At 37.2% G+C, this 19,828-nt stretch carries 18 protein-coding genes and 1 pseudogene; 13 read left to right on the top strand and 6 right to left on the bottom strand.

Annotated features, from left to right (window positions below):
- Positions 1 to 122: 122 nt before the first annotated feature.
- Positions 123 to 1,073: a phosphate/phosphite/phosphonate ABC transporter substrate-binding protein gene (locus tag HMPREF2603_RS03990; protein WP_060803740.1), complete on the bottom strand. Its 951-nt coding sequence runs from the start codon at positions 1,071 to 1,073 to the stop codon at positions 123 to 125.
- A gap of 238 nt (positions 1,074 to 1,311) precedes the next feature.
- On the opposite strand from HMPREF2603_RS03990, the gene HMPREF2603_RS03985 reads away from it, so the two are divergent.
- Both HMPREF2603_RS03985 and HMPREF2603_RS03980 read left to right on the top strand, forming a co-directional pair.
- Positions 1,312 to 2,892: a hypothetical protein gene (locus HMPREF2603_RS03985; RefSeq protein WP_060803739.1), complete on the top strand. Its 1,581-nt coding sequence runs from the start codon at positions 1,312 to 1,314 to the stop codon at positions 2,890 to 2,892.
- Positions 2,893 to 2,913: 21 nt separating this feature from the next.
- Positions 2,914 to 4,461: pseudogene (locus tag HMPREF2603_RS03980) on the top strand (bifunctional metallophosphatase/5'-nucleotidase).
- Between the two features lie 207 nt (positions 4,462 to 4,668).
- Here the strand turns inward: HMPREF2603_RS03980 and thiD are convergent.
- Positions 4,669 to 5,499: a bifunctional hydroxymethylpyrimidine kinase/phosphomethylpyrimidine kinase gene (thiD, locus tag HMPREF2603_RS03975; RefSeq protein WP_023015477.1), complete on the bottom strand. Its 831-nt coding sequence runs from the start codon at positions 5,497 to 5,499 to the stop codon at positions 4,669 to 4,671.
- 107 nt (positions 5,500 to 5,606) lie between these two features.
- On the opposite strand from thiD, the gene HMPREF2603_RS03970 reads away from it, so the two are divergent.
- From HMPREF2603_RS03970 to HMPREF2603_RS03950, 5 genes are all read left to right on the top strand, one after another.
- A complete protein-coding gene (locus HMPREF2603_RS03970; RefSeq protein ID WP_060803737.1) occupies positions 5,607 to 6,272 on the top strand; it encodes a uracil-DNA glycosylase in 666 nt (221 codons plus the stop codon).
- Positions 6,265 to 6,642, top strand: a complete 378-nt coding sequence (locus tag HMPREF2603_RS03965) for a DUF5327 family protein (protein ID WP_002481371.1) — start codon at positions 6,265 to 6,267, stop codon at positions 6,640 to 6,642. The genes HMPREF2603_RS03970 and HMPREF2603_RS03965 overlap by 8 nt, the downstream gene beginning before the upstream one ends.
- 20 nt (positions 6,643 to 6,662) lie before the next feature.
- Positions 6,663 to 7,046, top strand: a complete 384-nt coding sequence (locus HMPREF2603_RS03960; RefSeq protein WP_002481372.1) for a DUF423 domain-containing protein — start codon at positions 6,663 to 6,665, stop codon at positions 7,044 to 7,046.
- A gap of 65 nt (positions 7,047 to 7,111) precedes the next feature.
- Positions 7,112 to 8,614 (top strand): APC family permease, encoded by a 1,503-nt coding sequence (locus HMPREF2603_RS03955; RefSeq protein WP_002481373.1) that lies wholly within the window; start codon positions 7,112 to 7,114, stop codon positions 8,612 to 8,614.
- Positions 8,615 to 8,809: 195 nt separating this feature from the next.
- On the top strand, positions 8,810 to 9,436 hold the full coding sequence (locus HMPREF2603_RS03950) for a DedA family protein (protein WP_023015475.1): 627 nt from the start codon (positions 8,810 to 8,812) through the stop codon (positions 9,434 to 9,436).
- A 592-nt stretch (positions 9,437 to 10,028) separates the two neighbouring features.
- Here the strand turns inward: HMPREF2603_RS03950 and HMPREF2603_RS03945 are convergent.
- The 4 genes from HMPREF2603_RS03945 to hemQ form a co-directional block, all read right to left on the bottom strand.
- Positions 10,029 to 10,817 carry a hypothetical protein gene (locus HMPREF2603_RS03945; RefSeq protein WP_060803736.1) on the bottom strand — a complete coding sequence of 263 codons (789 nt, stop codon included), beginning with the start codon at positions 10,815 to 10,817 and terminating at the stop codon, positions 10,029 to 10,031.
- 205 nt (positions 10,818 to 11,022) lie between these two features.
- Positions 11,023 to 11,484: a threonine/serine exporter family protein gene (locus HMPREF2603_RS03940; protein ID WP_060803735.1), complete on the bottom strand. Its 462-nt coding sequence runs from the start codon at positions 11,482 to 11,484 to the stop codon at positions 11,023 to 11,025.
- A gap of 15 nt (positions 11,485 to 11,499) precedes the next feature.
- Entirely contained in the window at positions 11,500 to 12,282 is a 783-nt protein-coding gene (locus tag HMPREF2603_RS03935) for a threonine/serine exporter family protein (RefSeq protein WP_070501941.1), read from the bottom strand.
- A gap of 809 nt (positions 12,283 to 13,091) precedes the next feature.
- Entirely contained in the window at positions 13,092 to 13,841 is a 750-nt protein-coding gene (gene hemQ, locus HMPREF2603_RS03930) for a hydrogen peroxide-dependent heme synthase (protein WP_023015472.1), read from the bottom strand.
- Between the two features lie 168 nt (positions 13,842 to 14,009).
- Here hemQ and pta point away from each other — a divergent pair, with 168 nt between their 5' ends.
- The 6 genes from pta to HMPREF2603_RS03900 all read left to right on the top strand — a co-directional run bounded on the left by pta (position 14,010) and on the right by HMPREF2603_RS03900 (position 19,800).
- A complete protein-coding gene (pta, locus tag HMPREF2603_RS03925) occupies positions 14,010 to 14,999 on the top strand; it encodes a phosphate acetyltransferase (RefSeq protein ID WP_060803734.1) in 990 nt (329 codons plus the stop codon).
- On the top strand, positions 14,999 to 15,838 hold the full coding sequence (locus tag HMPREF2603_RS03920) for a lipoate--protein ligase family protein (protein WP_002481382.1): 840 nt from the start codon (positions 14,999 to 15,001) through the stop codon (positions 15,836 to 15,838). The genes pta and HMPREF2603_RS03920 overlap by 1 nt, the downstream gene beginning before the upstream one ends.
- Before the next feature lie 460 nt (positions 15,839 to 16,298).
- Positions 16,299 to 17,222 carry a mevalonate kinase gene (gene mvk, locus HMPREF2603_RS03915; RefSeq protein ID WP_002481383.1) on the top strand — a complete coding sequence of 308 codons (924 nt, stop codon included), beginning with the start codon at positions 16,299 to 16,301 and terminating at the stop codon, positions 17,220 to 17,222.
- Between the two features lie 5 nt (positions 17,223 to 17,227).
- Entirely contained in the window at positions 17,228 to 18,223 is a 996-nt protein-coding gene (gene mvaD / locus HMPREF2603_RS03910) for a diphosphomevalonate decarboxylase (protein ID WP_060803733.1), read from the top strand.
- Entirely contained in the window at positions 18,220 to 19,296 is a 1,077-nt protein-coding gene (locus HMPREF2603_RS03905; RefSeq protein ID WP_060803732.1) for a phosphomevalonate kinase, read from the top strand. Before mvaD ends, HMPREF2603_RS03905 begins: the two co-directional genes overlap by 4 nt.
- Positions 19,297 to 19,458: 162 nt before the next feature.
- Positions 19,459 to 19,800 (top strand): YuzB family protein, encoded by a 342-nt coding sequence (locus tag HMPREF2603_RS03900; RefSeq protein WP_002481386.1) that lies wholly within the window; start codon positions 19,459 to 19,461, stop codon positions 19,798 to 19,800.
- Positions 19,801 to 19,828: the final 28 nt, after the last annotated feature.

Here is a 19,828-nt window from a genome sequence, read left to right as displayed (position 1 = left end):
TAAATTAAGTATCGAGATAAAAACATAAGCGTACTCAAAAGATTAACTTCTGCACATACTTGCTAACAGAGTTCAATCTTGCTGAGATACGCTTAGGTTCAGTCAGTTTTTCTTAACTTGAATTATTTCATTTCTTTAACTTTTTTGTCGTACTCTCTTACTGTATCGAAGTTAGAATCTTTACTGTCTGTATAGCCTTCGTGTGAATAAACATCACTGATCACTTGATGTCCTTCTTTTGTTTTAGCAATATCTTTAAAGGCTTTTTTCAATTTGTCTCTCCATTTTTGATCCATGTCGCTACGTATTGAAATCGTGTCATTTGGAATGTCTTTTGTTAATTTCAATACTTTTGTATCTTTGTAGACATTAGGTTCATCTTTTTTCACAATTTTACGTGCATCTTGGAATACAGCAGCCGCATCTACATCGCCATTCATCAATGAGATAATCGCTTGATCATGACCTTTCATGTTAACGACTTTCATATCTTTAAGGACGTTCACGCCTTCTTTATCCATTTCAACGGCAGGGAATGTATAACCTGCTGTAGAAGTAACATCTTGTAATGCGATTTTCTTACCTTTTAAATCTTTCACGCTGTTAATGCCTGAATCCTTTTTCACTAAAATTTCTGATTTGTATTTGTCTGTTAATTCTTTAGAATCAGAACCATCTTTGTTTACACCGAAACGTTGTGCTTGTAGTAATACATCAGCAGCTTTTTGATCATGCGCTAATGTATATGCAGTAGGAGGTAAGAAACCAACATCTACTTTTTTAGATTTCATCGCTTCTACAATTGTGTTGTAGTTTGTAGAAACAGAAACTTTTACTGGGATGCCTAATTCTTTTGATAATAATTTTTCTAAAGGTTTCGCTTTCGCTTCTAACTTATCCGCGTTTTGTGAAGGTACAAACTGTACAGTTAATTCTTTAGGTTTGTAATCTCCGCCTTTACTGTCGCTTTCTTTCTTGTTGTCTAATGAACTTCCTTTTCCACATGCTGAAACAAATAAAATAACTGTCATCACCAAAATAAGTAATGCCTTAAAAGATGAACGTGCTTTCATTACGTTGTTAACCCCTTCCATATGTATAAAATTTGATACAGGTTCATTATATACACGGTGTAAATATGATACAATATATTAATTGTTAAGTTTAGGTAAATATTTAATATAATCAATTCTTTAGTTTAATATTGTTAAATCTAAATTTAGTTATTGTAAATTTGCGTTCATCTTATGTCTCTAAACTATGACAGGTTCTATAATAAAGACAGAATTTACATTTGGAGGTATTTTAAAAGTGAGAAAATTAAACAAATTTTTTGCAGCTTTAGCTATTTCTACAATTTCCATCACTACTGTTCCAATTGATACATACTTAAATGCTGCACAAGCAGCACCGACTATCAGTACGAACCAAAAAGGAGAAGTAGTATTTGATAATTCACACGGGCAAACTGCGGGAGCAGCAGATTGGACGATTGATGGCGGCTTCTCAGATTATGCAAACAGTATTACGCAACAAGGGTATAAGGTGACAGAACTGCGCGGGGAATCTAATATCACACCACAAGCCTTAAAAGGTAAAAAGATATTGGTTATTCCAGAAGCAAACATTCCTTTTAAAACCTCAGAACAAAAAGCAATGACTGATTTCATACAACAAGGAGGCAGTATTCTATTTATTTCTGATCACTATAACGCCGATCGCAACTTAAACCGAATTGATTCATCAGAAGCGATGAATGGTTATCGCAGAGGCGCATATTCAGATATGACAAAAGGTATGACGGACGGGGAACGTAAATCTAAAGCGATGCAAGATGTTCAAAGTACAGACTGGTTAGCACAAACATTTGGCGTACGCTTTAGATATAACGCTTTAAATAATTTAACAACCTCTCATATGTTACAAGGGAAAGAAGGTTTAGGAATCACAGACAATGTCAAAAGTGTCACAATGCATGCAGGTTCTACACTTGCGATTACAAATCCTGATAAAGCTAAAGGAATTGTTTTCACACCTGAGGGTCTGACTGCTAAGCAGAAATGGGGACATGCGGTAGACGAAGGTGTTTATAATGGCGGCGGTCAAGCAGAGGGACCTTATATTGCGGTTTCAAAAGTCGGAAAAGGTAAAGCAGCCTTTATTGGAGATTCTTCATTAGTAGAAGATAGTTCTCCTAAATATAAACGTGAAGATAACGGTCAAGCTAAGAAGACATATGATGGGTTTAAAGAAGCAGACAACGCACAATTGCTTAAAAATCTTACGACATGGTTAGGTAAATCAGAAAATGCAGATTCAATTACAGGATTAGGTGTTTCAAAAGATAAAGCCACTGCACTAAAAGATTTCGAGCAACCTGAAAATTCTACAGAACCGCAACAAGAGCCTTGGAATACACCACCAAGCCATTATAAGTGGTATGACCGTTCTACTTTTGCGGCAGGCAGCTTTGGTGCAAAAGAAAATAAGGATGATACTGTAAAACCAGAACAACCAGAAGACAATCAAGAGCCGGATGGCAACACATCTAATACGAAATTAAACAGCAGCGGGGTGTCTTTCGAATTACCAAGTAATTTAGAGGTGGGCAGTACATTTTCAGTTAAAGTAACATTAAAGCATCAACCGAAAAATCAAACACTCTCTAATATACGTCTAGGTATTTATGCAGAAGGCGGTCAACAATTAGGTATATTTGGAGAAAATACAACGCCAGGTTACAGTACACCGCAACAAGTGAAAACAGGTAGTCAAGGCAATGCTGTATTAACATTCGAAGGTAAAACAGCTTCTGATTTTAAAGGTGACGCAAATGTAAGGTTAAAACAAGGCGATACAACGATTAAGACACAACCTATTCAAATCAATTAACGTATTTCAGGAGGAATCACAGTGACACAGATAGCTTTTTACATCGTCAGTGATGTGCATGGATATATTTTCCCGACGAATTATCAAGAAAGACAACAACAATTGCCGATGGGTTTATTACATGCGGAACAACTCATCAATCAGGATAAAGTCAATTACCCGCTTCACGTTCTCATTGACAACGGTGACTTCTTACAAGGTTCTCCGCTGGGTCATTATCTAGCCAAAGAACTTGGTTCAGCAAAACAATTAGCGTATATTTATAACCATTTCAAATTCGATGCAGGTGTGATCGGCAACCATGAATTCAACTTCGGTATGTCGTATTTAAACCAGACACTAGAGGCACTCAATTATCCTGTACTGTCTGCTAATATTTTAAAAGATGGCGAATCGTTCACAGGCCACGGTGTACGCTATATTGAACGCGGCGGGTTGATTATCGGAATCATCGGATTAACAACACAATATATTCCTCATTGGGAACAAGCAGCACATATTGAAGGTCTTACCTTCGAAAGCGCAGCAACCGCTTTAGAACGTTGGCTGCCAGAAGTGAAAGCACATGCGGATATCATTGCGGTTTGTTATCACGGTGGTTTTGAATGTGATTTAACAACAGGCGAACCGACGGAAGACCTGACAGGAGAAAACGAAGGTTATGCGATGTTGAAGCAGTTCCATCAAGATATTGACTTACTCATCACAGGACATCAACATCGTGAAATTGCGGAAACTGTTTATGATATCCCAGTCATCCAGCCCGGTGCGAAAGGTGAGAAGGTAGGAAGAATCATCTTAGACGTTGAAAGAGGCAAAATACAAAATGCGGAAGTCAGTCTGCTTAGTAATGAAACAATAACACCAGCTTCTGATACAGATCCTGAATTCGCACAAAAAATGGCCGCATTTGATGCGGAAGTGGATGCTTGGCTAGATGTGCCGATTGCGCGATTAGAGGAGACGATGATTGTAGATGATGCATTTGTCGCCCGCACAACACCGCATCCTTACATTAATTTCTTAAATTACATCTTAATGGATGTGAGCGGTGCTGATATTGCAGCATCTGCGTTGTTTGATTTGTCTAGTGGATTCGGAAACGAAGTGACTATGCGGGATGTCTTAAATAATTATCCATTTCCTAATACGTTCAATGTACTTGAACTGACAGGAGAGGATATTAAAGATGCGATTGAATTAACCGCAGAATATTTTTCTGTCGAGGATGACCAAGTCACTGTGAACCCAGAATTCATTTATCCTAAGCCGCAACATTACAATTATGATATTTACTCAGGTATCAGTTATACCATTAAAGTCAGCAACCCTGTCGGTTCACGTGTCGTGCAATTAGATTATCAAGGGAATCCAATCCATATGAAAGAGACTTATAAGGTTGTCTTAAATAACTATCGTGCAGTAGGCGGGGGGAATTATCCGATGTTCAGTGCGGATAAAATTGTTGAAGATATTTAAACTGAAGGAGCACAACTGATTATTGATTATCTGCAAGCGCACCCAGAACTTAAGATTCCAAATGTTACTGATTTCAAAGTGGAAGTATAACTAGGTGTGTATTTATATGAATAGTACCAATTGGATTCATCCAAATAATATAGCCAAAGAAAAGATCTAGATTTTCCTTGGCTTTGAAACACAAACGTGTATTAGAAGGTTTATTAAATAGTAAAAGGACGATTTTCATTTTGCGAAAATCGTCCTTTTGAATATTGGAACATTTATATTCTGACATTCATTTTATTGATTATTAGATTAAACTTCTTGAACGTCTACATCGATTTTTTCGATACGGTTATAAGCACCGTGGTCTACAGGACCTACGAAGTCGTTCATTTTCCAACCATTTTTAATTGCAGATGCGACGAATGCTTTTGCGTTAACAACTGCATCTTTAGGTGATTGGCCGTTTGCTAGGTTAGCAGTTGTGGCTGCTGCGAACGTACAACCAGCACCATGGTTATAACTTTGTTGGAACATATCTGTTGTTAATTGATAGAATTTATCGCCGTCGTAGTATAAGTCATAAGATTTTTCTTGATCTAATGCTTTACCACCTTTGATGACTACATTTTGTGCACCTTGATCATAAATGATTTTAGCTGCCTTTTTCATATCGTCGATAGATTTTAATGTGCCTAATCCAGATAACTGACCAGCTTCAAATAGGTTAGGTGTTGTAACTGTTGCTTTAGGTAATAGATATTTAATCATTGCATCTGTATTACCTGGGTTGAGTACTTCATCTTCACCTTTACAAACCATAACTGGGTCAACAACGAAGTATTTCGCACCTGACTCTTCAAATGCTTCTCCTGCACGTTTGATGACTTCTTCAGTACCTAACATACCTGTTTTGACAGCGTCTGGTCCAATAGAGATTGCTGTTTCTAATTGTTTGTTAAATACGTCGAAAGGAATTGGTGTTACATCGTGTGACCATGTTTCTTTGTCCATTGTCACGATTGCTGCTAAAGCAACCATTCCATAAGTGTCTAATTCTTGGAATGTTTTTAAATCTGCTTGCATGCCAGCTCCTGCACTTGTATCTGAGCCTGCAATTGTTAATACTTTTTTCAATGCCATATGTTCATACACTCCCTAACGTTTCTTTTACTCTATAATAACATGTTTACAAGGGTGGATTGAACTTTTTGATATATCGTGTGTTATCATAGTTTTGAGGTGATACCATGGAGTGGTCTGAAGTATTTCATGATATAACAAGTCGTCATGATTTCAAAGCAATGCATGATTTTTTAGAAAAAGAATATACGACAAAAATAGTTTATCCTGATAGAGAAAATATATATCAAGCGTTTGATTTAACGCCTTTTGATAAAGTGAAGGTCGTTATCTTAGGCCAAGACCCATATCACGGCCCTAAACAAGCGCATGGACTAGCATTCTCTGTTCAGCCAGAAGGAAAGTTTCCACCTTCTTTACGCAATATGTATAAAGAACTAGAAGATGATATCGGCTGCAAGAGAACAGTATCTCACTTGCAAGATTGGGCGAAAGAAGGCGTGTTATTATTAAATACTGTCTTAACTGTGCGTAAAGGTGAAGCTCATTCACACCGTAGTATCGGTTGGGAAATCTTTACGGATGAGATTATTAAAACCGTTTCTGAACAGCGTGACCATGTGGTCTTTATTTTGTGGGGTAAACCTGCACAACAAAAAGAGAAGTTAATAGATACGTCTAAACATGATGTGATTAAGTCAGTACATCCAAGTCCATTATCAGCGTATCGCGGTTTCTTTGGATCTAAGCCGTATTCTCAAGCGAATGCTTATTTAGAAGCACATCATCAAACACCAATAAATTGGTGTGGTGAGGAGGCTATGGATGAATAAAGAGAAGTTAATTGCGTTAATTGAACGTGAATTAGTACAAGCGGATGAAGCGGCGAGTGAAGCGGAATTCAGCAAGCATATGTATGCGATTCATACACTGACTTCACTGTATACAGATAGTGATTCAAGTGACGTGCCTGCACGTTCATCAAAACAAACAAGTATGACGTATCAGCAAGCGCCTTCAGTGACGTCTCCAAGTTATACGACAAGTTCACATTCACAAGTATCAGCGGCAGAAATTAAAGCGATGGGCGGGAAAGTGTCATCGCAACAGAACTCATCGAATTTATCGACACCACCGGGGAACTCTAATAAAATGGTAACTGATGACGAATTAGGAAATGGCGATTCTATTTTTGACTTTTAATGACAAAGGAGAGACTTTATATGAACTTTAAAACGATGAAAACGTTCGTAGCAATTGGCGCTGGGTGTGCAGCACTTTCAGTTGCGACTGGTGCGTTTGGTGCACACGCATTAGCAGATAAATTATCACCGCATTATTTAGATGTGTGGAACAAAGCAACAACATATGAAATGTATCACAGCTTAGGTTTAATCGGTATTGGTATCTTAAGCGGTACAACTAAATTGAACTTAAAAGCTGCAGGCTGGATGATGCTTGGCGGTATTGTTATCTTCAGTGGCTCATTATACACTTTATCATTAACACAAATTAAACCGTTAGGTGCAATTACACCAATCGGCGGAGTGTTATTTATCGCTTCTTGGGTAACTTTACTCGTACAAACACTAAAATTAAAAAAATAAATAAATAAACGGTTCAAAAATTCACCTCACAGGGTATAATGTATCGAATGAGGTGAATTTTTATTATGGGAAAAATAGAGAAAAGACACCATAAAAAAGTAGACCGAGGAGATTTACAACAAAACCTATCTGAGAAATTTGTATGGGCCATTGCCTATGGTTCATGTATAGGTTGGGGGTCATTTATTTTACCAGGGGACTGGATCAGTCAATCTGGTTCTATCGCAGCAGCAATCGGGATTACAATTGGTGCATTACTAATGATTATTATTGGCGTGAGTTATGGCGCATTAGTGAAACACTTCCCAGTATCTGGGGGTGCATTTGCGTTCAGTTATTTAAGCTTCGGGAGGTATGTCAGCTTCTTCTCATCATGGTTCCTGACATTCGGTTATATTTGTGTGGTCGCATTGAATGCCACCGCGTTTAGCTTACTCTTGAAGTTTATGATGCCGGGCGTACTTGAACACGGTAAGCTATATACCATCGCTGGATGGGATGTTTACATCACCGAAATTATTATCGCAACAGCTTTACTTTTACTCTTTACATTTATTACCATTCGTGGTGCACAAGTTTCAGGTAGTCTGCAGTACTACTTCTGTATCGCAATGGTAGTCGTTGTTTTATTAATGTTTTTCGGATCATTTTTCGGTAGTGGTTTCTCATTGAGCAACTTACAACCTTTAGCTGAGGAGAAAAAAGGATGGTTTACATCAATTATTATGATTGTAGCTGTTGCACCTTGGGCGTATGTCGGATTTGATAATATTCCACAAACCGCGGAAGAATTCGACTTTGCGCCGAATAAAACATTTAAATTGATTGTTTATAGCTTGCTTGCGGCAGCTGGGACATACGTTTTAATGATTTTATATACGGGCTGGTTAAGCAGCCGTGGCGCAGAAAACAGCGACTTATGGGTAACAGGTGCTGTGACACAACAATCCTTTGGCTATATTGGTTTATTTGTCTTAGCTGTAGCAATTACTATGGGGATTTTCACAGGACTTAATGGTTTCTTAATGAGTTCAAGTCGTTTGTTATTCTCAATGGGACGTTCAGGTATTATGCCTGGTGTATTCAGTAAAATCCACCCAAGATTTAAGACACCATATGTCGCAATCTTATTCTTAGGTGCTTTAACATTAATTGCACCTTGGTTAGGACGTACTGCATTGACATGGATTGTAGATATGTCTTCAACAGGTGTATCTGTCGCATATCTTGTGACATGTTTATCAGCAACGAAATTATTCAGTTATAATAAAGAAAGTAATACTTACGCACCGATTTATAAAACGTTTGCGATTGTCGGTTCAATCTTTGCGTTTATTTTCTTAGGATTACTCTTAATCCCAGGATCACCAGCCGCATTATCAACACCATCTTATATTGCGTTGATTGTATGGTTAGTTCTAGGCTTAGCATTCTTCGTTGTACGTTATCCAAAATTAAAAAATATGGATAAAGACGAACTGAGTCGACTAATCTTAGATACAAGTCAACAAAAAGTGGATGAAATCTTAGATGAACCAGACTCTGAACCTACTCAAACAAAAGCATAAATTATATATTAAGAGCGATGATCTAATTAGAGGTTCATCGCTCTTTTCTTATGAAATCATAAGTTTTAAAAGATACAACTGTACTATAATCACGCATAATTACTTGCATTAACTAAAGGAATAATATAAGTTATTAAAAACAAATAAAATGGAGATTCCATGGTATTTGTTGAAAATCCACTTAGGAGGAACGATATGGAAAAGATGGTCGAGCAGTTTATCGATCAATTTGGTTACCTCGGTGTATTCTTGTTAATCGCATTAGAAAACATTTTTCCACCCATTCCATCAGAATTGATTTTAACTTTCAGCGGTTTCTTGACGTTACATTCTGATATGAATATCGTAGGTGTCATTATTGCGGCGACACTAGGTTCTGTATTCGGAGCAATTGTACTTTACTTTGTTGGTCGTTTATTATCTACAGAACGTTTGCAGAAATTAGCGAATGGTAAAACTGGAAAAATTCTGCGTTTTAAAGCGAGTGATATCGAAAAGGCAGATGACTGGTTCGATAATCACGGTAAAAAGATTGTTTTCTTTGCGCGATTTATTCCTGTCATTAGAAGTTTGATCTCTATACCAGCAGGAACGACCAATATGCCTTTAACATCGTTTATTATACTTACCACACTTGGTACATTAATATGGAATACAGTGCTCGTAATTTTAGGTCAACAAGCTGGAGAAGCATGGCCGAAAATTTCAGCCGCATTTGATTCTTTCTCAAATATCGTACTTATTGTCTTAGTTATTTTACTTATTATTGCGATTATCTATTTTGTGAAGAATCGTTTTAAAAACTCAAAATCAGATGAATAATCAATCGCCGTTATTTCCTCAGTAGTAAAAAGGGATAACGGCGATTTTTATATTATAATATGTATGAATATGTAGTTTGATGTCGTTATTTTAAGACTGAAAAGAAAGGCACTATTTTGTCTGAAGAAATAGTGAGGTGACACCATGAATATCACAAAATTAGTTGTAATCACTGTAATAATTGGAGTAATACTTGCGGTGAACTATAAGCTGGATATCTTTGAGCCTATCCCATTGATACTTGGAGCAGCTTGTGTAATGGTATTTAATATCGTTATGAAACGATTTAAGTCGAAAGATAAGTAAAATAAATACGCATACCTTCTAAACGATGAAAGTATGCGTATTTATTTTATGGTTTTAGTTATGTTTCTTTGCCTTTCTGATTTGAATCAAATATAAGACAATAAAAGTAATGACACCATACTCTAGTAAATCGATACAGTTATTTTTGTCTAGTAATGCAGGACTATGTGATAAGTAGTTGGTTATTATCAAATAGCCCCCGCATATTAGAATAATAATAAGCGTAATTAAAAATATTGAACGTGCTTCCAATTCATGATGTTACTTCCTTCATGATGTTAAGTGTCTAGAAATGCATATAGACAGGGAATAAGTCCCATTGTGAATATACAAAAATGTGATCTGGTTGAATATTTAGGGTGTGGCTTAAGGTGTTGATAAGTACGTCTTTTGGGTGTTTACTATATAAATTATAATAATATTTTCCGTTTTTCTCAGTCACAAAACGCCAAGCCCCTAAATGTTGCAGGGGTTGAATATCAGGCTTTCCATCCATTGATTGTATAGATACTGAATAGCTGAGATAAATTGCATCTACTTGAGTCGGACAAGTCGTTTTAATACGATAGTTGATGATAAATGTGAGTATGAATAATCCTAATAAAATGAGCAACATAAACTTTAACGGTACAGCAGCTATAGAATTTTTATAGCTTTGTTGAATCAAATACATCCATAAACCAAGGCATATAAACATGATGGCCATGGTGATGCCTAAGAATATATTTTGAAGATGTTTTAAATAAAGATTCTCTGTCATTCGAGTATCCGTACTGTTATAAATCGGGTTGTCTTTATCTTTTAAATACGTATAGACAATGGCGTATCGAGATAAGTCGAGCTTTTTAGTAATAATCGCAAAGAATGGAGAAGTGTCTTTAATGTTATGTTCATTTTTAAGATGCTTAGTTTCTATAAAGTGCGTTTGAAGCTGAGTGTCTTTAACTTTCGGATTGTGCTTAAATGTATAAACACCATTAATGACACCTGTTAAATAATAACCTTCTGCTTTTTTCTGTTCTAGAAATTTCTTCTCAGAAAGCGAACCTTTAAAAACAAGTTTGAACTTTTTCATGATGTTATCCTTCTTCCTGATGTTATGTATACCTTTATTTACATTTTAAATTTTCAGATAATTCAATGCAAGCGCTTTTATATTATTTTTATGTAGAACAAGTTTGTTTTGATACTTAAATTAATTATTTTGAAGTGGGAGAGACGTAGAAACAACCCCTTATAAAGCACATTTCACAATAGCTTTTATAAGGGGTTGTGATAGATTAGTGTTTTGTTTTAGGCGCTAGCTTGCTTTTGCTGGTAATGACTAAGCGTGCAATCTGATCGGCAAACAGTAAGCCCATTGCGATAGCGCCAGCAATTAATGTAACCTCAAGCATAGTTGGAACAGCTTTGCTAAATTGTAATATAATCAAGCTTTTGGTTGTATCAAAGGCTAATCCTCCAGGTACTAAAGGAATAATACCAGGAATCATAAAAATAATGACAGGTTCTTTCTTTAAACGTGCCATAATATGACTGATTAAGCCGAGTGTGAGACTTGAAAAGAAAGAGGCGTAAATAGTATGGATATGGAGTCCGGAATATAAAATAATATAGACCGTCCAACCACATGCACCTACAAAACCTGCATAAAAGTACATGCGTTTTGGCGCATCGAATATAATACAGAAGAACAGTGACGCAATATAACTAAAGAAAAAATGTGAAATCCAAAATAGCATCTTGTCATCACCCTCCTAAAATATTAATAGCATTGTGCCGACACCGGCGCCTATGCCGAATGAAGTCACTAATGCTTCTAAAGATTTGGGTGTAAACATCATCATATGACCGCCGAATAAATCTTGAATTGCATTCGTAATCAATACTCCAGGTACAATCGGCATGACGGCCGCGATGATAATCGCAGAAAGCGATCCGTCTGGTACTAAGTTATGACCGAGTATCGCAATGCCTCCAATGACAACAGAGCCTAAAAACTCTGGGATAAATAAAGTTTTTAAGTTCGCACGATATAACATTTCGACTAACAAATAACCCAAGCTTCCAGCAAAAATAGTAGCAACAATATCTACAAAATTACCAGTCTGTAAATATAAGAAGCTGATTGAAATAATTGCGGCTGCGATGCCTTTATAAATTAAATCATGGGTTTGTTTGGCATCATAAATCCTTTTTAAAGTCTCATAGGCTTCTTCTAGGTCAATTTTTCCTGCCGAAAGCTTACGAGAAACAGAGTTTGTCTGTGAAATTTTGATTAGATTGGTATCACGTGACTCAATACGATACATGCGTGGTGTCGTTTGATTATCTAATAAAAAATTGATAACTGTATTTGTGACGAAGCTGTTGCTTTCGTAAAAACCAAGTGTTTCGGCAATACGTGTCATTGTTCCCTCTACACGTGTGCCTTCAGCGCCGGACTCTAATAAAATACGTCCTGCTAACATGATAGTATCTTTCGCAAGGCGTTCTTTCGGGGTATCTTCTATATAACTTATTCTATTATCTAGTTCCATAACATCACTCATTTTCCTTTGTTGTATATGTAATATTAAACTTTTTAGAAAATTCAATTAGTATACCTATTATGTCGGAAAATACATAGAGAAACAACCTAAGATTTCGTTTCGATTATGTAAACTTTTTTCAAGAACAGTGACATAGGAGAGTGGAAAGAGGTTAAAATGATATATATAAACAATAAATGATAAATGTAAAATATTATGTGTATAATTTCTAATTAGGTATCATAATATGCTTGCATACTATATCTAATGTTTCAAATATTTCAAAACAGTTAAAGTTATAGTGGTTAGCTGTTAAAGCATGTTAACTGAGTAGCGACAGTGGCTGCTTATCAGTTAACCAGCTAAACAAGTAGTGGCAGAGTTCTCCAAGGACACTACACGAGGGATGAGCGGCACTGTATTTCAAGCCATACATGTGTACGCTTAGACGGCAGAAGCTACCGACATTAAGAGTGGATGATGCCGAGAAGAACGTGCCGCTAACGTACAGGCTGTGTCGACAGCGTACATGTGGTACATAGGTGTCGTTCAATTCTTAATGCTGGTCTAGTCTTCTGCTTTAATTAATGAATAACACCATTACTATAGATTACTTGAAGAGAACTTACAGCGAGAGGGGCGTTGTAGAGTTCTCTTCCATCTTAATAGCGTACGTTATCTTGTAGCCCTTGGAGGAGTTTATACATAGAGATGCACCTGTTCTTTGATTTTAGAGCAGGTGCTATTTATATATGAAAGAAGGGACTGATATCGATATCAGTCCCTTAGTTTCGTTATATTATTTTGTGTAGCGTTATTTAAATACTGAAGAATTTTTCTAGACTGTCTTCAGGTAATCTATGGCCGATAAAGAAGCTACCGAATTCTCCATAACGTGCTGTTGTTTCATCGAAACGCATTTCATAAACGATTTTTTTGAATTGCAGTACATCATCAGAGAATAGTGTAACGCCCCATTCGTAATCATCAAAGCCGACTGATCCTGTGATGAATTGTTTGATTTTACCTGCATATTTACGTCCGATCATACCGTGGTCATACATCAATTTTTGACGTTCTTCCATTGAAAGCATGTACCAGTTATATGTTTCGTTACGACGTTTATTCATTGGGTAGAAGCAAATATATTCTTTTTCTGGTAATTCAGGGTAAAGACGTGCTTTTACATGAGGGTTCTCATATGGGTCTTCGTCTGATTTTCCAGCAAGATAGTTACTTAATTCAATGACAGAAACATATGAGTATGTCGGGATTAAGTAATCTGCGATACGTAATTTGTTCAATGCTAGTTCTATTGCATTCAATTCTTGCATTTCAGGACGTAATACCCAAAGTAAAATGTCAGCTTTTTGACCTGTTACGTTATAAAGTACATGGTCACCGTTATGATGCTCACGTACTGAACCTAATTTTTCTAAGAAATCTTGGAATTCTTTGACAATTTCTTGACGGTCTTCATTAGGTACAAGACGTAATGTCGGCCAATCGATTGCATATAATAAATGGAGGCTGTACCAACCATCTAATGTTTCTGCTGCTTGACTCATTAATATCGCTCCTTTTGAAATATCTTTTAATTCAATTCAAATTTTATCATAAAGACAGAGACAAAGCATACAAATCGATTAAAGGTCGGAACGTGGAAATTACTTCGTAAATGGCGTATAATTATGGATGAAAAAATATTAAAAAGCGAGATTTTCAAGGAGGATATTATGCCTAGTTTATTAGATGTATTGAAAGACAAACTTTCAGGAAAGAATGTACGTATTGTATTACCTGAAGGTGAAGACGAACGTGTATTGACTGCAGCAACAAAATTACAAGCTTCAGATTTCGTAACACCTGTTGTATTAGGTGACCAAGACAAAATTGAAGCATTAGCGAAAGACAAAGGTTTAGATATTTCAGGTATTGAAATCATCACACCTTCAACAAGCGACTTGAAACCAGAATTAGTAGACGCATTTGTAGAACGTCGTAAAGGCAAAGCGACAAAAGAACAAGCTGAAGATATGCTTAACAATTTAAACTACTTCGGTACAATGCTTGTTTATGCAGGTAAAGCTGAAGGACTAGTCAGCGGTGCTGCACATTCAACAGGCGATACAGTTCGTCCAGCACTACAAATCATCAAAACTAAACCAGGTGTTGCGAAAACATCAGGTGTGTTCTTCATGATTAAAGGCGAAGAACAATATGTTTTCGGTGATTGTGCAATCAACCCTACATTAGAAGCAACAGACTTAGCTGAAATTGCGGTAGAAAGTGCAAAAACAGCGAAAAGCTTCGGCATGGATCCTAAAGTAGCATTATTAAGCTTCTCAACAAAAGGTTCAGCAAAATCAGACGATGTTGAAAAAGTAGCGGAAGCAACAAAAGCTGCACAAGAAAAAGCTGAATCAGAAGGCTTAAAAGACGTTGTTATCGATGGTGAATTCCAATTCGACGCAGCAATCGTTCCAGAAGTGGCGGCTAAAAAAGCACCAGATGCACAAATTAAAGGTGACGCAAATGTATTCGTATTCCCAAGCTTAGAAGCAGGTAACATCGGTTACAAAATTGCGCAACGTTTAGGCGGATATGAAGCAATCGGACCTGTTTTACAAGGTTTAAATTCTCCAGTAAACGACTTAAGCCGTGGTTGCTCAACTGAAGATGTATACAACTTATCAATCATCACTGCAGCGCAAACATTACAATAATGGATTTAGCTGAACGTTATTTTGACGGTAAAGATTGGCGCTATGTAGACCATTCAACAGGGTTTGCGCCTATGCAATCTTTTGCGTTTGATGACACATTTTCAGAAAGTGTGGGCAAGGATTTATCTTGCAGTGTAGTCCGCACTTGGATTCATCAACATACCGTTATTTTAGGTACACATGATGCACGTCTGCCACATCTGAAAGAAGGCATTCGTTATTTAGTCGATGAACGCGGCTATAATGTGATTGTCCGTAATTCTGGGGGATTAGGTGTTGTATTAGATCAAGGTATTTTAAACTTTTCGTTGATTTTTAAAGGAAAGACAGAAATTTCCATTGATGAAGCATTTAATTTAATGTATTTAGTTGTAAATAAAATGTTCGAAGATGAACATGTAACGATTGAAACGAAAGAAATTGAACGCTCCTATTGCCCGGGAAAATTTGATTTAAGTATCAATGATAAGAAATTCGCGGGTATTTCACAACGCAGAGTCAGAGGCGGCATTGCCGTTCAAGTGTACTTATGTGTGGAAGGTTCAGGTGAAGAACGTGCTGAAATGATGAAGGCTTTCTATGACAAAGCTCTACAAGGCGAAGAAACAAAATTTAAATATCCAGATATCGATCCATCTTGTATGGCTTCGCTTGAAACGTTGTTCGGACATGAACTGACAGTTCAAGATGTGATGTTTAAACTACTCTATGCCATCAAAGATTTAGGTGGAACATTGAATATGGAGCCTATCAGTGAAGAAGAGTGGGAACGCTTTGAGAAATATTTCGAACGTATGATTGCACGTAATGCTAAAATCAACGCTAAAATGGACGATTAAGCACAAAGGGATGTAAATAGCTGAGAAGCTAGGTGCATCCCTTTTATATTGTGCGCCTTGAAAAATATTCTTATAATTTACCCATGAAAGTGAAAATTATGACCGATATATGAACAAATCGTTTAAATCATCATCAATTTTCGGTAAAATGGGGAAGTAGTTTAATATCAGGTATTAATTTTACAACCTAGGTATGATAAAACAATGCAAAAAATAGGGTATAATAAAACGGTGTTTGAATAAATATATCAAAAGAGAACAAGCTAATTGATAAAAATTAGAATGTCGGAAATAAATTATGGATATATCAATGACAAAAAGACGCAGACAGCATCTTTTAATCCTGTCATTTTCTATCAACCCAGATAAAGAGAGTGACTGGATGTTTTAACATGCAGAGAAACAGGGTGGAATATAGATATACCATGACAAACTAGGAAAGTGCTAAAGGTGATGCGATATGACACGAACAGGCTACGGAGAATCTAATGGGAAAATAATATTAGTAGGGGAACATGCGGTAACATTTGGTCAACCTGCAATTGCGATGCCATTTTCTTCTGGAAAAGTGACAGTAACAATTGAAGAAATGCCAGAATTGGCAGTGTCAACGATGATCAGTGATGTATTCGAAGGTGAAATTGCAGATGCCCCTGAACATTTACATGCTTTAATCAGCAGATTCGAAGAAGAAAATCATATTGAATCACCTGTAATGATAAAAATTGATGCACAATTACCGCCTTCAAGAGGTTTAGGTTCTAGTGCTGCAGTAGCGGTTGCTTTTACGAGAGCAGCATTTGATTTTATGGATCAGCCGCTATCTGATGAAACATTAATTGAACATGTAAACTGGGCGGAAATGATCGCACATGGTAAACCAAGTGGCATTGATGCACAAACGATTGTTTCTAATAAACCGACTTGGTTCCAAGAAGGTGTCTTTACGCCTTTAAAAACTTTGAATGTGGCAGGTTATATGGTCGTTTTAGATACAGGCATAAAAGGGAATACCAAAGAAGCTGTCAGCGATGTGCATGAATTAGTGAAAAACAATCAAGAAAATATGGCGTTTATAGAACGCATTGGACGTCTGGTGCATAAAGCAAATCAAGCGATTAATACACATAACTTTGAATCTTTAGCAGAGATTTTTAATGAGTGTCAAACATACTTATCTACATTGACTGTCAGTCATCCGAAGATTGACCGTTTACTGCAAGTGGCGAAACAAGCAGGTGCAGTAGCTGGAAAATTGACAGGGAGCGGACGTGGCGGCAGTGTGATTACTTTAGTGAAAGATTATGCGACAGCGAAAAAAGTCGCTCAAGCAGTTAAAGAAGCAGGCGCGCAACATACATGGATTGAGAATTTAGGAGGTTAATTCAATTGGTGAAGACGGGCAAAGCGAGAGCGCATACGAATATTGCGCTGATTAAGTATTGGGGGAAAGCTGACGAAGCATTGATTATTCCGATGAATAACAGTCTATCGTTAACTTTAGATAAATTTTATACAGAGACACGCGCAACATTTGATGCGCAATTAGATCGAGACTACTTCTACTTAAATGGTGAAGAAGTGGATGAAAAAGAAACTCAAAAGATTTCAGCATACTTAGATCTTGTCAGAGAACGTGCAGGAACAGCGTTGCACGCACGTATCGATAGTACAAACTTTGTACCGACAGCAGCTGGTTTAGCTTCTTCAGCGAGTGCTTTTGCGGCTTTAGCTGCTGCATGTAATGAAGCGTTAGAAATGAACCTTTCTGATAAAGACTTATCACGCTTGGCACGTCGTGGTTCAGGCTCAGCAAGCCGCAGTATCTTTGGCGGATTCGCGGAATGGGAAAAAGGACATGATGATGAATCCTCTTATGCACACGCGATTGATGCAGATCATTGGGAAGATGACTTAGCGATGATTTTTGTAGTCATTAATCAAAAATCTAAAAAGGTTAAAAGTCGTGCAGGGATGTCGTTGACGAGAAATACTTCACGTTTCTATCAGTATTGGTTAGATCATGTAGAAGCGGACATCGCTGAAGCAAAAGCTGCCATTGCCGATAAAGATTTTGACCGCTTAGGTCGTGTCTTTGAAGAAAATGGTTTACGTATGCATGCGACAAATCTAGGTGCACAACCGCCATTTACATATTTAGTACCTGAAAGTTATGATGCGATGGCTTTAGTGCATGAATGTCGTGAAGCAGGTCTGCCCGCATACTTTACTATGGATGCAGGACCTAATGTAAAAGTGTTAGTACAAAAACAACATCAACAAGCTGTGATTGATAAATTAACAACGTATTTTGATTCAGACCAGATCATCGCAAGTGATATCGGTACAGGCGTTGAAATTATAAATGAGGAAGATGAGCTATGATTCAAGTCAAAGCCCCAGGTAAACTTTATATTGCAGGTGAATATGCGGTAACAGAACCCGGATATAAATCCGTGTTAATAGCAGTAAATCGTTTCGTTACTGCCAGCATTGAAGCTTCTGGAGACAATGGTGGTTCTATTCATTCTAAAACATTACACCATGAACCGATTACCTTCCAAAGAGAAGGTGATAAGATTTCTGTATCTGATGCAGATGCGGCGAAACAACTAGCTTACGTCATTACGGCAGTAGAAGTGTTTGAACAATACGCTAAAAGCTGTGGTAAAACCTTAAGACACTTTAATTTAGTGATTGATAGTAACTTAGACGATGCTTCAGGCCATAAATATGGCTTAGGCTCAAGTGCTGCAGTATTGGTTTCAGTGGTTAAAGCTTTAAATGAATTTTATGAGTTAGACTTAGCTAATCTGAATATTTATAAATTAGCAGTCATTGCGAATATGAAACTACAAAGTTTAAGTTCATGCGGTGATATCGCAGTCAGTGTTTTCACAGGTTGGCTTGCATATAGTACGTTTGATCATGACTGGGTCATGCAGCAGATTGAAACGTCATCTGTCGCAGAAGTTGTGAAGAAAAACTGGCCAGGTCTTTATACAGAACCGCTTCAAGCCCCAGAAAACATGGAAGTCTTAATTGGCTGGACCGGCTCACCAGCCTCTTCTCCTTACTTAGTCAGTGAAGTGAAGCGTCTCAAATCAGATCCTGATTTCTACAGCCGCTTCCTGGAACAATCGCAATCTTGTGTAGAACGTCTTATCTACGCATTCAAAACCAACAACTTAAAAGGTGTGCAAGCGATGATTAGACGCAACCGTTCAATCATCCAAATGATGGATAAACAAGCGATTGTAGACATCGAAACACCACAATTAAAATTACTATGTGATATCGCAGAAACCTACGGCGCAGCTGCCAAAACATCAGGTGCAGGCGGCGGAGATTGCGGAATTGCGATTATCGGCGACTCAAAACATCGCCAGTCTATTTATGAAAGCTGGAAAGCCTCTCGGATTAAGCCTTTACCTTTCCACGTTTATCAAGGACAATAAGACATCAGGCTGTCTCACCGGTCAACTTTACGGTGCGGCAGTTTTTTGATGTTTAAAGCGGTCACAAAATCGTTGCTTGAAAAATTACGGAAAAAGAGTAAAATAGATAAAGTTGAAATAGTTTAAAACAAATTATAGAGATAAAGTGAGGTGGACAGAGCAGTGAAAAACAAATTTTTGATTTGTGATGATTGCCAAGCCGTAAATTGCAAATCCTTGGAAAGAAAATTAAAGAAACTAGATCCAGATGCTGAAATAGAGGTGGGCTGCCAATCATACTGCGGTCCAGGTCGCAGAAAGACATTTGCTTTCGTGAATAACCGTCCATTAGCCGCATTGACGGAAGATGAATTGATGGAAAAAGTTGAGAAGCAACTTCAAAAACCTCGCGACCCTGAAGAGGAAGAACGTTTACGTAAACGTAATGAAGAACGTAAACGCAGAAAAGAAGAACAAGATCGAAAATTAAAAGAAAAATTAGCCAAACGTAAACAAGCAAAATAATGATACAAAGTATATAAAAAACAGGCCC

The organism is Staphylococcus sp. HMSC055C03 (genome assembly GCF_001809385.1).
Lineage (GTDB): Bacteria > Bacillota > Bacilli > Staphylococcales > Staphylococcaceae > Staphylococcus > Staphylococcus simulans.
Note: the sequence above shows the minus strand (reverse complement) of the source record. Positions and strands in the feature narration are given on the sequence as shown.

Excerpts from the sequence above, each read along its gene's own strand:
- HMPREF2603_RS03920 (WP_002481382.1), top strand. The coding sequence starts at position 14,999 with ATGGATTTAGCTGAACGTTATTTTGACGGTAAAGATTGGCGCTATGTA.
- HMPREF2603_RS03970 (WP_060803737.1), top strand. The coding sequence starts at position 5,607 with ATGGAGTGGTCTGAAGTATTTCATGATATAACAAGTCGTCATGATTTC.
- HMPREF2603_RS03960 (WP_002481372.1), top strand. The coding sequence starts at position 6,663 with ATGAACTTTAAAACGATGAAAACGTTCGTAGCAATTGGCGCTGGGTGT.
- HMPREF2603_RS03940 (WP_060803735.1), bottom strand. The coding sequence starts at position 11,484 with ATGCTATTTTGGATTTCACATTTTTTCTTTAGTTATATTGCGTCACTG.
- HMPREF2603_RS03935 (WP_070501941.1), bottom strand. The coding sequence starts at position 12,282 with ATGGAACTAGATAATAGAATAAGTTATATAGAAGATACCCCGAAAGAA.
- thiD (WP_023015477.1), bottom strand. The coding sequence starts at position 5,499 with ATGGCATTGAAAAAAGTATTAACAATTGCAGGCTCAGATACAAGTGCA.
- HMPREF2603_RS03965 (WP_002481371.1), top strand. The coding sequence starts at position 6,265 with ATGAATAAAGAGAAGTTAATTGCGTTAATTGAACGTGAATTAGTACAA.
- HMPREF2603_RS03990 (WP_060803740.1), bottom strand. The coding sequence starts at position 1,073 with ATGAAAGCACGTTCATCTTTTAAGGCATTACTTATTTTGGTGATGACA.
- mvk (WP_002481383.1), top strand. The coding sequence starts at position 16,299 with ATGACACGAACAGGCTACGGAGAATCTAATGGGAAAATAATATTAGTA.
- HMPREF2603_RS03950 (WP_023015475.1), top strand. The coding sequence starts at position 8,810 with ATGGAAAAGATGGTCGAGCAGTTTATCGATCAATTTGGTTACCTCGGT.
- HMPREF2603_RS03945 (WP_060803736.1), bottom strand. The coding sequence starts at position 10,817 with ATGAAAAAGTTCAAACTTGTTTTTAAAGGTTCGCTTTCTGAGAAGAAA.
- pta (WP_060803734.1), top strand. The coding sequence starts at position 14,010 with ATGCCTAGTTTATTAGATGTATTGAAAGACAAACTTTCAGGAAAGAAT.
- hemQ (WP_023015472.1), bottom strand. The coding sequence starts at position 13,841 with ATGAGTCAAGCAGCAGAAACATTAGATGGTTGGTACAGCCTCCATTTA.
- HMPREF2603_RS03955 (WP_002481373.1), top strand. The coding sequence starts at position 7,112 with ATGGGAAAAATAGAGAAAAGACACCATAAAAAAGTAGACCGAGGAGAT.
- HMPREF2603_RS03905 (WP_060803732.1), top strand. The coding sequence starts at position 18,220 with ATGATTCAAGTCAAAGCCCCAGGTAAACTTTATATTGCAGGTGAATAT.